14 protein-coding genes are annotated in these 15077 nt (G+C 65.1%); 6 read left to right on the top strand and 8 right to left on the bottom strand.

The features are described from left to right. Entirely contained in the window at window positions 1–951 is a 951-nt protein-coding gene (locus HU144_RS18765; RefSeq protein WP_235352585.1) for an aldo/keto reductase, read from the top strand. On the opposite strand, the gene HU144_RS18760 is transcribed toward HU144_RS18765, so the two are convergent. Together HU144_RS18760 and HU144_RS18755 are read right to left on the bottom strand one after the other, a co-directional pair. After that, a complete protein-coding gene (locus HU144_RS18760; protein ID WP_235352584.1) occupies window positions 899–2206 on the bottom strand; it encodes an MFS transporter in 1308 nt (435 codons plus the stop codon). The genes HU144_RS18765 and HU144_RS18760 overlap by 53 nt on opposite strands. Window positions 2207–2258: 52 nt before the next feature. Next, a complete protein-coding gene (locus HU144_RS18755) occupies window positions 2259–2966 on the bottom strand; it encodes a TetR/AcrR family transcriptional regulator (RefSeq protein WP_235352583.1) in 708 nt (235 codons plus the stop codon). Window positions 2967–3013: 47 nt separating this feature from the next. Between HU144_RS18755 and HU144_RS18750 the strand changes: the two genes are divergently transcribed. Further along, entirely contained in the window at window positions 3014–4435 is a 1422-nt protein-coding gene (locus tag HU144_RS18750) for a flavin-containing monooxygenase (protein ID WP_235352582.1), read from the top strand. Further along, window positions 4432–5256: an SDR family oxidoreductase gene (locus tag HU144_RS18745; protein ID WP_235352581.1), complete on the top strand. Its 825-nt coding sequence runs from the start codon at window positions 4432–4434 to the stop codon at window positions 5254–5256. Before HU144_RS18750 ends, HU144_RS18745 begins: the two co-directional genes overlap by 4 nt. A 6-nt stretch (window positions 5257–5262) precedes the next feature. On the opposite strand, the gene HU144_RS18740 is transcribed toward HU144_RS18745, so the two are convergent. Then, entirely contained in the window at window positions 5263–6498 is a 1236-nt protein-coding gene (locus HU144_RS18740) for a threonine/serine ThrE exporter family protein (RefSeq protein WP_235352580.1), read from the bottom strand. Between the two features lie 42 nt (window positions 6499–6540). After that, a complete protein-coding gene (locus tag HU144_RS18735; RefSeq protein ID WP_235352579.1) occupies window positions 6541–8181 on the bottom strand; it encodes a GMC family oxidoreductase in 1641 nt (546 codons plus the stop codon). Window positions 8182–8390: 209 nt separating this feature from the next. Between HU144_RS18735 and HU144_RS18730 the strand changes: the two genes are divergently transcribed. Continuing rightward, a complete protein-coding gene (locus HU144_RS18730; protein WP_235352578.1) occupies window positions 8391–8690 on the top strand; it encodes a muconolactone Delta-isomerase family protein in 300 nt (99 codons plus the stop codon). Window positions 8691–8739: 49 nt separating this feature from the next. Here the strand turns inward: HU144_RS18730 and HU144_RS18725 are convergent, their stop codons facing one another. The 3 genes from HU144_RS18725 to HU144_RS18715 are packed head-to-tail and all read right to left on the bottom strand — an operon-like array spanning window position 8740 to window position 11829. Then, window positions 8740–9939: an MFS transporter gene (locus HU144_RS18725; RefSeq protein WP_235352577.1), complete on the bottom strand. Its 1200-nt coding sequence runs from the start codon at window positions 9937–9939 to the stop codon at window positions 8740–8742. After that, window positions 9939–10811: an alpha/beta fold hydrolase gene (locus HU144_RS18720; RefSeq protein ID WP_235352576.1), complete on the bottom strand. Its 873-nt coding sequence runs from the start codon at window positions 10809–10811 to the stop codon at window positions 9939–9941. Before HU144_RS18720 ends, HU144_RS18725 begins: the two co-directional genes overlap by 1 nt. Further along, window positions 10804–11829, bottom strand: coding sequence for an NADP-dependent oxidoreductase (locus tag HU144_RS18715; RefSeq protein WP_235352575.1), 1026 nt, complete (start codon window positions 11827–11829; stop codon window positions 10804–10806). The genes HU144_RS18720 and HU144_RS18715 overlap by 8 nt, the downstream gene beginning before the upstream one ends. A 93-nt stretch (window positions 11830–11922) precedes the next feature. Between HU144_RS18715 and HU144_RS18710 the strand changes: the two genes are divergently transcribed. Next, window positions 11923–12327: a winged helix-turn-helix transcriptional regulator gene (locus tag HU144_RS18710; protein WP_235352574.1), complete on the top strand. Its 405-nt coding sequence runs from the start codon at window positions 11923–11925 to the stop codon at window positions 12325–12327. A 23-nt stretch (window positions 12328–12350) separates the two neighbouring features. Here the strand turns inward: HU144_RS18710 and HU144_RS18705 are convergent, their stop codons facing one another. Beyond that, complete coding sequence (locus HU144_RS18705; protein WP_235352573.1) at window positions 12351–14312, bottom strand: primary-amine oxidase; 1962 nt, start codon at window positions 14310–14312, stop codon at window positions 12351–12353. 88 nt (window positions 14313–14400) lie between these two features. On the opposite strand from HU144_RS18705, the gene HU144_RS18700 reads away from it, so the two are divergent. Beyond that, the gene (locus HU144_RS18700; protein WP_235352572.1) at window positions 14401–15051 is read left to right on the top strand and encodes a TetR/AcrR family transcriptional regulator; all 651 of its coding nucleotides are present in this window, start codon (window positions 14401–14403) and stop codon (window positions 15049–15051) included. The last annotated feature ends 26 nt before the right edge of the window (window positions 15052–15077 follow it).

Genomic DNA, 15077 nt, shown 5'->3' with positions numbered 1-15077 from the left:
ATGACGCAGCAGCTGCAGATCCCCGGCACAGACCTTTCGATCTTCCCCATCAACCTGGGCACGAACACCTTCGGCTGGACCGCCGACGAAGCCGGATCACACGCCGTGCTCGACGCGTTCCTCGCCGCTGGCGGCAACTTCCTCGACACCGCAGAGTCCTACCCGGCGTGGGTTCCCGGCAACACCGGTCGCGAATCAGAGACCATCATCGGCACCTGGCTCGCCGCCCGCGGCAACCGCGACAAGGTCGTCATCGCCACGAAGGTCGGTGACCACCCGGATCACAAGACGCAGGACCCCGAGTACATCCGCACTGCCATCGACGCCTCCCTCGAACGCCTCCAGACAGATCATGTCGACCTCTACTACGCGCACCGCGATGACGAGGTGACCCCCATCGCCGAGGTGGCCAGAGTCTTCGATGAGATCGTGCGTGCAGGTAAGGCCAAGCATGTCGCCGTGTCCAACTACTCCAAAGACCGCCTGGCCGAGTGGCTGGCCGTGGCCGAGCAGGAGAGCCTGGCCAAGCCCGTGGCGATCCAGCCCCAGTACAGTCTGGTCTTCCGGCAGGACTACGAGACCGAGCTGAAGCCGCTGGCACAGGAGCACAACCTCGGCGTCTTCACCTACTTCAGCCTCGCCGCCGGATTCCTGACAGGAAAATACCGCACCGAGGAAGACCTCGAAGGCGCCAGCCGCGGCGGCATGGTTCAGGGGTACTTCAACGCCGATGGACTCAAGGCCGTCGACGAGCTGTTTGCTGTGGCCGAAGCTCACGACGTGGCACCGGCAACCGTTGCGCTCGCCTGGCTGCTGGCCAAGGGTGCGAGCGCACCGATCGTCTCAGCTCGCACGCCCGAACAGCTCGACGCACTGATGGCAGCCCCGGCCATCGAGCTCAGTCCCGAGGAGCTCGCCCGTCTGGATCAGGCTTCGGCTCCCTTCGCCTGAACAGGAGCGGTCGCATCGCCACCAGACCGAGGATGGGTCCTGGCAGGAGCAGCCACACGGCTGCCACGCCGACGGTGACGATGAGGCTCTGCAGGATGACGATGCTGATGACGCTGACGGCGAAGCCGAGGGCATTCATCGCCGTCAGCCCTGTGCCCGTCAGCTCCGCTGGAGCATAGCGGGCAGCGAGATCCGAGAACTGCGGAGAGTCCGCGATGACGAGGAGGCTCCAGAGCGCCAGGGCGGCGATGAGGAGAGGGCCGACGTCGGGCAGCAGGGGATAGATCAGGCACATCAGTCCAGAGCCGGCGAGAGCCACTGCCGCGACTGCGGCGCCACCGGTTCTGCGGCTGATGATTCCGCCGATCACACATCCCAGCACGCCGGCGGCGATGACGAGGAAGCTCGTCGCAGCCAGCCCGGTGGGGCTGCTCGGATCGGCAAGAGCCGCGAAGACGAGTGTGGGCACGACTGCCCAGAAGGCGTAGAGCTCCCACATATGGCCCACATACCCGAAGACGGCGGCGCGAAACATTCGGTCCCGCAACAGCCTGCGCAGCGGAGCATCCCCGGCGGCCGGCGCAGACACAGTCCGTGCGGCCGCCGGCTGCGACGCCTGCGGTGGCCGAGGCGTCTTCGTCCGCTGACCAGTACCGCGGTCGGCACCAGAACCGGCACCGTGACCGGAGATCGCTGCAATGAGCAGTGCCCCCATGACAGCCAGGGCCGAGGATCCCCACATGATCGACTGCCACGGCAGTGAGGTGCCGAGGGCTGACAGGAGCTGCGGCATTGCGGTGCCCAGGGTGAGCATGGCCACGAGCCAGCTCAGAGCCTGCGCGGACTTCGCCTGGGCCCGTTTGACGATCATCTTCATCCCCATCGGGTAGATGCCCGCGAGGCTCACTCCAACCGCGAAGCGAGAGATCCACACGAGGATGAGGTCAGGCGGGCCGAGCGTCCACGCGAAGTTCAGGCCAGCCCCGACGAGGCTGGAGACGATGAAGATCCGCTCGGGCGGGAACCGATCGGCAATCCCGGTCGCCGCGCTCAGCAGTGTCCCGGCGATGAAGCCGATCTGGGTTGCGGCGATCAGCCACCCGAACTGCGCCGGTGTCGACCCGAGCCATGATGAGAGACCGTCGACGGCGCCGCTGGAGCTGAACCACAGGGAGGTGCCGAACCACTGTGCCAGGACGATGGCCAGGATGGCGGCTCCTGCGCCCCGTCCCAAGCCCGATTGTGAAACAGCCATTGTTCCTCTCCATCGATCCCGGGTTCATGGTCCGACCAAGGATTCCATGGTGTCATGCGCCGCTGGTCGGGAACACCCCATGGGCACGGAGGGCCACCTCGGCGATGCTGGTGAGGAATTCGGTCGTCGACGTCCGCTTCTCCACGGGGGTGTGCACGCGCTGCACCAGGGCTTCGGTGATCCCACCGACAAGAATGAGGCTGGTCAGCTCGGCACTGTCCGCCCCCGACAGTGCGCCGTGATTCGGCAGATCATGGGCTTTCTGGAGATGAGCGACCGCAGCATCGACGGAGGCCGCCAGCATCCGCATCGTCTCTCGCCGCCTGGCCTCGAGGGAGTCGTTGACGCCGACGGCCTCGACCTCGAGAACGCGAGCCTTGCGCTCATCGCCCAACATCGGCATCAGCGCGGCGGACACGACGTGGACGGTGGCCTCGAGGAGACTCGCGCCAGGCGGGATGGTCAGCGTCGCCAGGGCCTCGACGATCTCCTGGTTGAGGACGACGTAGAGCTGTTCGAGCAGGGATTCCTGAGCGGTGATCGACTCCTGCTGCGCACCCGATCTGCGGGCGGGGAAGAGTTCATAGAAGGACCGACTCGAGACCCCGGACTCGTGACATAGCGCCTGGATCGACGTTCCGCGAAAGCCCAGCGTTCCGTACAGTTCGAGAGCGGCTTCGAGAAGCCTTTCCCGGCGGGCCCCATCACGGTCCGTTCGTGACGTCCCACGCCACAGTCCCACAGGCTCTCGAAAGTTCATGACTCCAGTGTAGTGAAAATTTTGATTTTCAATGGCAGTATTGTGACATGCCTTACAGCGTCAGACAGAAACATCGAGCCCCAGAGATCACCGCAGAGATCCGACCAGACCCCGTACTGCCGCGGGTCTGTGTCATCGGCGCCGGAGCCTCGGGCCTCGCTGCGGCCAAAGCCCTCTACACCGCGGGCGTCCCCTTCGACTGCTTCGAGAAGGGCACCGAATTCGGCGGCAACTGGCTCTTCGACAACCCCAACGGTGTCAGCGCCTGCTACGAGACCCTGCAGATCAACACCTCGTGTCCGCGCATGGCCTTCTCCGATTTCCCGATGCCGGCCGACTATCCCGATTACGCCAGCCACGATCAGGTCCATGCCTACTTCCGCGACTACGTCGCCCACTTCGGTTTCGGCCACACCATCACATTCACCACCGAAGTGACCCATGTCCGCCGAGGTGAGCGCGGCGGTTGGGATGTCGACATCCGTGCCACCGGCACAGGCTCCGCCGTCGAATCTGTCGAGACTGCAGCGACCGAGACGCGCCATTACGACGCCGTGATGGTCGCCAACGGCCACCACTGGGATGCGCGCTGGCCCGACCCCGGATACCCGGGCCACTTCGACGGCGAGCAGATCCACGCCCACGACTACCGCAGCGGAGACCAGCTTGAGGGCCGCGATGTCGTGGTCGTCGGTGCGGGCAACTCCGCGATGGACATCGCCGTCGAGGGTTCTCACCGGGCGCGCAGCGTCAATCTCTCGATCCGCCGGGGCCAGTGGGTGCTGAAGAAGACTCTCTTCGGAATGGCCGCCGATCAGATCGCCCTGCCCAGCTGGGTTCCCTGGTGGGCCACGAGCGCTCGGCTGCGCATCGCCGCGATGCTGTCCGGGGGACTGCGAAAATACGGTCTGCCCACTCCGCCCCATACGCCCGGCCAATCGCATCCGGTGCAGTCGGACGCAATCAGGGACCGCCTCGGCGCCGGTGCGATCACGGTGAAACCGGGCATCGAACGACTCGAGAGTGACCGGGTGGTGTTCACCGATGGAAGTGAGGCGCCGGCCGATCTCATCGTGTGGGCGACGGGGTATCGGGTGAATTTTCCCTTCTTCGATCCGGACCTTATCTCCGCTGAGGGCAATGACCTGCCGCTGTTCAAGCGCATGGCCCATCCCGACCGTCCCGGCCTGTTCTTCATCGGTCTCCTGCAGCCGGTCGGTGCTGTCATGCCTCTGGCCGAGGCTCAGAGCAGGCTGGTCGTCAAGGCGCTCACCGGCGAGTACGAACTGCCGAATCGGCAGGAGATGACCAGGCGCATGCGCGAGGACGATCGACGAAACAAACGGCAGTTCTACGATTCGCCCCGGCACACGATGCAGGTCGATTTCGACCACTATCTGTTGGAACTGAAACGTGAGATGCGAACGGGGCGACAGCACGCTCCTCGCAAGGGAAAGGTGACGGCATGACTGACAAGCGCACACTGAGCGGCCAGGTTGTGGCCATCACCGGCGGAGCCCGAGGCATCGGGCGGGAGATCGCCGCCGGCTTAACAGCCGCCGGGGCGAACGTGGCCATCGGCGACATCGACCTCGATGCGGCGCGGGCAACCGCTGCAGAGCTGGGGATCCACGCCAGCAGACTCGACGTCACGGATCCCGCCTGCCAGAGTGTTTTCCTGGAAGAGGTGACGCAGGAGCTGGGTCCCATCGACATCTTCGTCTCCAATGCGGGTCTGATGTGGGTCGGTCCCTTCACCGAGGAGCCTGAGGCCGCGGCCCGGGCACAGATCGAGGTCAATCTGCTCGGCGTCATCAACGGCATCAAGGCCGCGGCACCGGCCATGCTGGCCAGGGGGCGCGGCCACCTCATCACCGTGGCCTCGGCGGGATCGATCCTGCCCATCCCGGGAGAGGCGACCTATGGTGCCACGAAGCACGGTGTGCTCGGCTACCTCAAGGCCATCCGCGCTGAGATGCGCGGCACCGGTGTTCAGGTCACGGCGATCATGCCCGGAGTCGTCGACACCGCGCTGGCCGCAGGAACCTCCAGCGGTGCGGCCAAGCTGCTCACCCCCACCGAGGCGGCGCGTGCCGTTGTCAAGGCCGCTGCCAGACCGCGATTCGAGGTCACCGTTCCCGGGTTCATCGGCCCGGCCGTCAAGGTGGTCAATCTGCTGCCGACTGCGATCCGCGATCGGCTGTTCAAGGCGATGGTGCCCAACCAGCTGCGGGCGCGCAAGAACCAGAGGCAGAGCTACGAGGCCGCGTTCGCTGACCCGAAGCGCTGATGGGCCTCAGGCGACGATCTCGTCCTTGGGCTCGACGGCGTGAGCGATGGCCGCGCCGATGACGGTGCCGATGGCGATCGAGAAGAACGTTGCGCCGGCCGCGAGCAGGCCGCCCGCAACACTGCTGCCGTCGCCGAACTCGAGCTGCGAGGCATTGAGCAGGCCGAACGAACCGGGCGCGACGATGAGGAATGCTGGAACGTAGCTGATTCGCCAGATCGGCCCGCGGGGCAGTTGGGAGAGGATGACGGCCACCAGCGAGGCGGTCAGTGCTCCGGCAAGACCACCCACGGCGGCACCGAACTCGGCCCCGAGGCCCAGCTGTGCCAGTGCGGCGGCCGCGATCGTGAGAACGATCGGCAGCGTGTGCTCGAGCGGGGTGTACAGGTAGACCATCAGCCCGATGGTGGCGGAGAGGACACCGAGGGCCGAGAGCTGCCAGGCCGAATCGGTGAGCTGAGTGTTCCGCAGCGCTTCGGCCCCGGTGCCGGTGATCGCGGCGGCGCCGGCGACTCCGGCGATGAACATCGCCAGCTGCACCGTGGCCGAGACGAGCCGTGAACTGCCGGCAGAGAGTGCTCCGGCTGAGATTTCAGTCAGTCCGGTGACCACGGCGCTGCCAGGAAGCAGCAGCGCGAGAGTCGCGACGATCGTGCGCAGGGGACTCTCAAGCCAGTCGAGTCTGTAGCCGATGAGCACGATGACGGAGACGATGAACGCCGAGCTCACCGGCAGCAGCGGGCTGAGGTTGGGCCAGCGACCGTTGACTGCCAGGATGCCTGCGACGATGAGCGAGCCGAAGGCCGCGAACGCCAGATTGATCAGACCGGGCTCGAGCAGCAGGCACAGTCCGATTCCGATGGGGACGGCGCCGAGGCGGGAGAGCCAAGCGGGCCACCGCGGCGGCCTCGCGTGGACCTCGATTTCGATCATCCGTCCCGCGGCTTCGACCGAGAGTCGCCGTGCCCGCAGTGCGTCGACGATGTCGAGGAGCTTTGCCGTCTGATCGAAGCGCAGGTCGGGACCGATGCGTTCGAACTTCGTCGAATCCCCGGAACCGGATGTGAGGAACAGTCCACGGGGGAGGGCCGCGACGCGAAGCTTGCTGATGCCCAGCGTGCGGGCAAGGCCGGTCAGAGCATCCTCGACGTCGACCGAGGAGATTCCGCCCGCGAGCAGTCCGGCACCGATGGTGACCAGGAGCTCCTGGGAGTCCTGCGTCGAATCGCTCGCCTCGGACACGCGTGCCCCTCTCGATCGCAGTTCAGCCGACGGATTCGAAGACTACCAGGGTGGGTCAGGGGCGGTGATCCCCTCGACGGAGGAGCCGACGAGGACGGCCGCCGCGCGTTCGGCGATCATGATCGTCGGGGCGTTGGTGTTGCCGGTGGGCACCTGCGGCATGATCGAGGCATCGGCGATGCGCAGTCCCTCGAGTCCGTGGACCTTGAACGACTGCGGATCGACGACCGACGTCTCATCCTGTCCCATCCGGCAGGTGCCGACCTGGTGGTGGTAGGTCACGACAGATCCGCGAACGTAGTCCTCGAGATCCTCATCGGCCACCTCGGGGCCGGGGAAGATCTCTGTCGGCTGCCAATGTGCCAGGGCCTCGGCGCGTCCTATCTCCCGGCACTGCTTCACCGAGGCCACGAGGGCGTCGACATCGGCCTGTTCGGACAGCACGTTCGGGTTGACCAGCGTCGGGTCCTGTGGGTTCGGCCCACTGAGCGTGACCTCACCATGGCTCTTCGGCCGGACGAGTCCGCCCTGCAGGGTGAAGGCGTTGTCCGGTCCCGTCTGCAGGTTCGGCGCGGAGTCCTGGGCGTACATCGGCACGGAGAAGAACAGAGGTTGGGTGTCGGGCACCGGAAGTTCGGGCTTGGATTTCCAGAACAGGTGCACCTCGGCGGGGGCGACTTCACCCATCGGTACGGGCTCGGAGCCGGTGGTGAAGATGACCGGGGACAGCCAGTGATCCTGCAGATTCTTGCCCACGCCGGGCAGGTCGTGGATCGGTTCGACCCCGACCTCGCGCAGCTCATCGGCGGGACCGATCCCGCTGCGCATGAGCAGCTCGGGAGAGGCCAGCGCACCCGCGGTGAGGATGACTTCGTCTGCGTTCAGTGTCCCCACCCGTCCGCGGAAGTCGACCTCGAGGCCCGTAATCTGCTTGTCCTCGGTGAGGAGACGACGAGCATGTGTCGACGTGAGGATCGTGAGATTCCCATCGCCGAGGCGGGGCTTGAGGTAGGCCCGCCATGTGTTCAATCGCTTTCCGTCGCGGACGTTGAGTTGGATCCGGGAGATGCCTTCGACGCTGCCGGAGTTGTAGTCCGGGTTGTACTCGAGGCCAGTCTGCTCGCCCGCTGTGACCATGTCCTCCTGGATCGGGTTGCGTTCGTAGCCGATGCGCACATCCATGGGGCCCTCGGTGCCGCGTGCCTCTGTGATCTCACCGTCGTAGGTCTCGATGGCTTTGAACACGGGCAGAACCTCGTCCCATGACCAGCCGGGGCAGCCCGATTCGACCCACTGTTCGTAGTCCCAGGCGTCGCCGCGGACCCAGATGACGGCGTTGAGGGCGTTGGAACCGCCGAGGACCTTGCCGCGCGGCAGGTGGATCTTGCGATTCATCGCGGATGGCTGCGGGGTCGTGTAGTAGTCCCAGTCCTGAGCCGAATGCCAGAGCAGGCCCAGGGTGTTGAGGTGGTCGATGTTCGGGTTAGTCTCGTCGCCGCCGGCCTCGATGAGGCAGACCTTCTTGCCGGCGTCGATGAGCCTGCGGGCGATGACGCACCCGGAGGATCCGGCACCGACGACCACATAGTCGAAGTGCTCGGTGGGCAGTTCGGTCGGGAAGGTCTCACTATGCGCGGTGATCGAACCTGTTGGGCTGACTGCGCTGTCTGCGGTGGCATTCATGTTGCCAGACTAGTGATCTGGTTCACTGCGGCACAGGTGCGGTCGTCGACTCTGCACGCACGGGCAAGCCGTGCCGCTACCTGTGCGCGGAGGGTCAATTCGAGCTGCCACGTCCAGCCAGAGGTGCGTCCTGCTGAAATTCGGCCCGATCGGAGAAAGGGCCTAAGGTGACAGTCCGAAGGCTCTTTCAAGAAACGCAGGAGGCACGAATGCTGTTCGTTGCACGCATGGACGTCGTATTTCCCGAATCGATGACCGATGAGACCAAGGCCGATTTCCAGGTCAAGGAGAAGGCCTATTCGGCTGATCTTCAGGAGCGGGGAATCATGAAGGGCATCTGGCGCATCGTGGGGGAGTACTCCAACATCTCGATCTACGACGTCGACGACCTCGACTTCCTCCACGCGACCTTCCAGGGTTTCCCGATGTTCGCCTACATGAACGTCAAGGTCACACCGCTGGCCAAGCACCCCAATGCGACCACGGACGATTTCTTCCGCCAGCTCTGAAGCTCAGGCAGACCTGAGTTCATTTCGCCCACCTCGGTGAGGCACCCGATCAACGTGCCGCTGAGCGCCGTGTTCGCGCACCGAGGATGATGAGCATCAGCGACACCAGGCACAGACCGGCTATCACGGCAGAGGCGACGCTGATCGCCGTCCCCAACGTGCCGGCGGTGGCAAGAGCGCCCATGCCGATGGCCGTGGCGGCCTGGAGAACATAGGCGATGAGATAGAGCAGGGATAGGGTCGTGCCTCGGTGATGGACAGTGGTCGCCTGGTTGATCACGCCCAGCCCGCCGGTGAACGCGAACGAGTAGGCGACCCCGCCGACGAGGCACCAGGCCAGGAACAGTCCGATCGACCCGAAAGTCGCCGCTGCGGCCATGAGCCCAAGGCTGACGAGGGTCAGCAGCGTCCCTGCCAGTACCGAGACGAGTGGGCGGATACGTGCGAGCAGCAGGCCGGTGGCACCGATCGCCGCCGAGGAGCATCCCAACAGCACACCCACCGTTGCCGCGTTGGTCGTGTGGGTGAACTGGCCGATCATGTGTGCTCCGAGCGAGAGGAAGATCGCACCCACACAGTAGGCCAGCGAAACCGACAAGGTCGCGATCGAGAAGCTCAGACGCAGTCCCGGAGCAAGGCGCAGAGCCTGGGGCCGCCAGCGGCGAGTCTGTGAGGGGCGATCGTGCGGGGTCAGAGCAAGCGCGATCCCGGCAGTGATGGTCAGTCCCAGGAGGAGGACGTAACTCCAGAACAGAGGCATGGGGATGAAACGGGCGAACACTCCGCTGAACACAAGCGCCAGGGTGAGCCCGGCTGCCGTCGACACGGTCGCCAGAGAACTGGCGAATCGGGCATTGCCCGTCGAATTGTTCTCGACCAGGGACGCCGTCGCGGCACCCATCGCCAGCCCGGAACCGGCTCCCTGGAGCACACGTCCGACGAAGAGGAACGTGACGTTCGGGGCGATGGCGAACATGACGGCTGAGGCAGCGATCAGTGCCACGCCCCAGATCATCACCAGACGGCGCCCGAACTGATCGGAGAGGTTGCCGAAGACCGGGAGGACGACGATCAGCGCAAGCTGATAGGCGGCGAACACCAAAGTGATGATTGCCGGACTCAGATTCCATTTCTGGGCGTAGATCGGATAGAGCACGCTCGGCGCCCCGCTCGACCACAGCACCAGCGCAAGCACCGATGCCGAGGCCCAGAAGGCGCCCGTCCTGCCCAGCCTGCGCAGCGCGGGCATCAGTCGTCGGTGCCGAGGTGGGAGCGGAGCGCGGCGATGAACTCATCTCCGTGTTGGAACACTCCGCCGTGCCCGGAGTCGGGGAAGATGATGAGCGCACTGCCGGGGATGCGAGCATGCATATCGCGCGACAGAGCGGTGGGCACCATCCGGTCGTGGTCGCCATTGGCGATGAGTGTTGGGGCGCTGATGCGGGACAGATCCTGGGGAGCTGCCCGTCCCCAGGCTCCGATGACCGAGATCTGACGGTGAAAGGACGAGAGTGAGATGGGCTCATCTCGGTCCATGATCCGCTCACGCAGGCGAGCAAGATAGGCCCGCGCCGCCGCTTTTCCTGCGCGAGTTCGAGGGAAGAAGAGGAACTCCTTCGCATCGGTGCGGGCCAGTGAGGCCCGAACCATGTCCCAGTAGATATAGGTGCCGCCGGTCGGATGGTCGATTCCGGCCCCGCCGGCAGGACCAGTGCCGGCAAGCACCAGCCGTCGCACGAGCCCCGGGGCCTCCAGCGCCACCTGCTGTGCGATGAAACCACCAAGTGAGAAACCGAGCAGGTCGAACTGGGTCAGTCCGAGGGTGGTCACGAATCCTTCGACGGAATCCGCCATCTCTGCGACGGTGGCCGGGACCTGGCCGGTGGAACCGCCCACACCGGGCAAGTCGACGGCGATGACTCGCCGGTCGGTGGCCATTGCATCGACGAACCTCGGGTCCCACTCATCGAGTGTGGCGCCGAGGTGAGTGAGGAGGACCAGCGGGACGCCCCGATCCGGGCCCAGATCACGATAGACGAACATATGCTGACCGGCGACGATGCGGCGATTGGGTGTCGAGGCCCAGGTGGTCGGGCGCTGCAAAGCGAACTTCTCATCCACGAGCGGTCACCGATTTCGGATCGGTGGTGACCACGATCTTGCCGCGTGTGCCACCGGCGAGCACATCGTCCAGTGCCTCCTGGGTCTCGTCGAAAGCCCGTGCACGATCGATGATCGGGCGCAGGATCCGATCGTCGACGAGTTCCGCCACTTTCTGCATGGCAGCGCCGTCGGGAGCGATCAACAGGAATCGGTAGGTGACGCCGAGGGCGCGTGCCCTGCGGCGCACACGTGCACTCATGGCTCGAATGGCCAGCCGGACCACCGGATTGACTCCGATGCGGCGGGCGAACATCGGTTCTGGCGGTCCCGTGACTCCGATGACTGTGCCACCGGAGCGCAGCACCTCAAGCGAAGTCAGAAGTGTGGTCCCGCCCTGCGTGTCGAGGACGAGGTCGACCGGAGTGCCGTCAAGGCGCTGCACAAGGTCATCGCGTGTGTAGTCGATGACGATGTCGGCACCGAGTTCTCGAGCGGCATCGATGTTCTTCGTCGAGACGGTCGTTGCCACGGTGGCCCCCAGGCGCTTGGCGAGTTGGATCGCGATGGAGCCGACACCTCCCGTTCCGCCGTGGATGAGGACCGTCTGTCCCTTTGTCGTGTGGCCCATGTCCACCAGGGCCTGCCATGCCGTGAGCGCTGCGACGGGAAGACCCGCGGCCTCAACCAGGCTCAGCGATTCCGGTGCACGTGCGATGGCCCGAGCGTCGACGGAGAGGTACTCCGAAAGGGTTCCAGCGGCCGACAAGCCCACATATCCGTACACGGTCTCGCCCACGGTGAAATCGGTGACTGCGGCACCGACCTCGACGACGACTCCAGCGAATTCGCCGCCCATGACCTTGGGAAAGCTGACAGGGAAGAGGGCTTTGAACTCGCCGACCCTGAGCCGCTCATCGGCATGGTTGATGCCGGACGCAACCATGCGCACAAGCACCTCATGGGGTGCGGGGCTCGGAACGGGCATCTCGGTCTGCCGCAGTGGGGATCCGTACTTCTCGAGGACGAACGCCTTCATTGTGAGCTCCTGGCAAGCATGGGTAGTTACATTCTGTTACCAGTAGTACTCTAGAGCTATCCAGTAACACTTTGCAATCACTTCGGAGCTCGCATGATCACCACCCCACGGTCGAACTGCCCGATCAACCGTGCGCTGGAGATGCTCGGCGACCAATGGAGCCTGCTGATTCTGCGTGATATCGCGATGCGCGATCGACGTTCGTTTCGGGAACTGCTCGCCCGCAGCGATGAGGGTATCAGCGCGCCTGTCCTGTCTCGCAGGCTGGCCGACCTGACTGCGGCCGGATTCCTCCGCAAATCGGAGGTCGGCCGCGGCAAGCAGGGTCGGTACTCGCTGACCGAGCGCGGACTCGAGGTCATTCCAGTCCTCGTCGAGCTCGGCCGCCTCGGTGCAGCCATCGACCCGAACACCGCCGGGAATGCTCCCGCATTCGCCGCTGAAGGCACCGGCAGTCTGGAGGACCGGTTGCGCTCTCTGCGGGCCGCGCACCTCTGAAAGCGGAGTCCTGAGTAAGAGCCTCAGCCCTCGCAGCAGCCGCCGTCGGATCCTTCGCAGTGTCCACCCGAGGCCGGCGCAGGAACATCAAGGACAGGGGAGCGGTCGAAGAACCCTTCCGGGCGCAGCTTGAAGCCGACGGTATCGACGGGCATGATCGGCCAGTCCTCGACTCGGGGGAAATGCGTGAGGCCGAAGCTGTGCCAGAGAACGATGTCCTCACCGTCGACGTTGCGATCAGCAGCGGTCCACGCCGGCAGGCCGGCATGGCCTGGGTGCTGATTCGGGAAATCGCCGGTCGGATAGCGTTCGTCCTCGTGATACTGCGATACCCACAGCGCCTTCGACGCAAACGTCGCCCGCCGGTGAACCGAGGAATCCTCGGCCGCCAGCAGGGTCGGCAGTCCCGTGGGATGAAGTTTGTACCCGACAGGCTCGCCGAGGCGGTTGACCGACTCCGGGTTCGACACCACCCAGGTCCGAGCCTTCGACTGATCGGCATCGCGCTGGGCCGCCAGTTCCGTGCCCAGCACGGTGCGTTTGCGGCTGAAGGCGTTGCCGCGCGGATTGGTCTCGGAGACCGGCAGGTGCACCACGTCCTCCTCTTCGACTCGGCACTTGCCGCCGTCGAGGGCGAAGTCGAGACGCGCCCCGAAGAGATGCTGATGGAACGGAGCACCCAGCCCGGGCGCGATCTCCGAGGCGAAATCGCTCGATCCCTCCGGCAGTGCCGAGGTGAACACGACTCCCGTGGCCTTGGCCTCGAACTCGATGGTGCCGTCGAGGTAGAGGTACCAGTAGAAGCCGTAGTCGTAGTTGCCGACAGTGGTGAAGAAAGAGACGACGAAGCGTCGGTTGCGTCTGGTGTAATCGACACCGGACCACAGGTCGGAGTGCTTGGCCAGAATCGAGGCATCTTCCTCGTGCATGCAGACGCCGTTCTTGATCTGTCGCGGTTCGCCGAGGTTGTTCGCCACCCACGGGGAGAGGTAGGTGATGTCACCGAGGCAGTCACACCCCAGTTCGAGTGAGTTCGCGCATTGCCCGACGAGGTACTCTCCGGTGTCGAAGTAGTTCTGCCAGGACCGGACCGGTGAGGGATCGCCGTAGGGCACGACCATCTCCGCAATGGCGGCACGGTCGAGGATCGTACGGGTGCGCACGCCGTCGGTGAAGGCGATGTTGTGGAGGATCAGACCTTCACGCATGTCGAAGCCGACGTCGAGTGACCACTTCTCCCACTCGATGTGATTGCCCTCGGACAGGGTGAAGCTCGGGCCCTCGGGCTGGGTGATCTCGATCGGCTTCTGTGTGGTGCGCACCGGACCGGTCAGTTCGGGGTCGGTGTAGTTCCCGTGTTCGGCAGGCACCGGGACATCCTCGAGGTCGAGGATCTGATCGACTGACTTGTTCGTGACATCGGCATAGGCGACGAGACCGTCGATAGGATGTGCCCACGCGGAGTCCGATTCGTGCTGTTGGTGGAAGGCAAGGCCACGCAGAATCCGCCGGCCGCTCTCCTCCGGGTATTCGAAGACGCCTGCGGACAGTGGTGCCACACGCACCTGTTCGACGGGCAGGCCGCGACGGGCGAGGATCTCCTGCCACTTCGGGTCCGCGGCAAGCACCTCCTCGACGATTCCGAACTCCTCCTCCATGACAGGGAACTCGCCTTCGGCGGCGGAGTCCACCTCGGTCACGGACTCGATTGTCGAATGCGTGACCGAGACGATGATGTCGCGGGCCGTGCCAGCGGACTTGTCGATGATGAAGGCACGGAAACGGCGGTCCACCTCGGCGGCGGTGCGGGCCTGGCCGCGCACGGGATCGAGCAGTCCGACGTAGGCCATGCGCGCCTCGGCGGGGAAGTGCCCGGCCTCGCGCAGCACCGTGGTGACGGTCGCGATCTCGTCCTCGGTCGGCAGTGTGAACTGGGTGGGGGTGCTCGGAGCGGACGGCTCGGCGGGGGTTGAATGGCAGGACATGTGTGCACCTTTGCAACGTAATGTGTGTGCTGAGTCATGTATTAACCTACGCTTGTAGAAAATAAAGTCAAGAGCGGCTGGAGGAAGCATGCCCAAGATCGTGGACCACGACCAGCGTCGTCGTGAACTCGTCGAGGCGACCCTGCGCATCATCGTTCGGCAGGGCCTGGCCGGGGCGACGATGCGCGACATCGCCACCGAGGCAGGCTTCGCCAACGGTGCGCTCAAGTCCTATTTCGCCTCCAAGTCGGACCTGCTGGCGGCCACCTACCTGTTCGTCTTCGAGGCCACGAACCGTCGCGTCGGCCTCTCGACTGGGCATCTGCGCGGCCTCGCGGCGCTGCGGGCCTTCGCTTCGGAGGTCCTGCCGATCACGCCCGAGCTCCACGACGAGGCCAGGGTCGTCCTGTCCTTCTTCGCCGAGGTGGCCCAAAGTCCCGATCATGCCCGCACCACGCGCGAGACCATGGCACTGTGGCGGACCTGGATCCTCGGTTGGCTCGGGCAGGCCCGTGATGATGGTGATTTGGCCGCCGAGGTGGTCCTCGAGCCCGCGGCCGATGTCCTCCTGACATATCTGCTTGGTGCCCAGACCGCCGCGATGATCGGTGGTGAGACCGTCGACTTCGCGGGCTTCCGTGCCCAGTTCGACTTTGTCATCGCGCGACTGAGCGATGATCTTGACCATTCGGTCGGTAAATCCTGGAACGCTCGTGACTCCCTGCGCGGTTGGGGATAGAGTGAGCGCCAAGCGGTCGCCGACGC

Origin of the sequence: Brevibacterium sp. UCMA 11752, assembly GCF_021532235.1 — a bacterium.
Taxonomy (GTDB): domain Bacteria; phylum Actinomycetota; class Actinomycetes; order Actinomycetales; family Brevibacteriaceae; genus Brevibacterium; species Brevibacterium antiquum.
The sequence above is the reverse complement of the archived record's forward strand: the minus strand, read 5'-3'. Positions and strand labels throughout refer to the sequence as shown.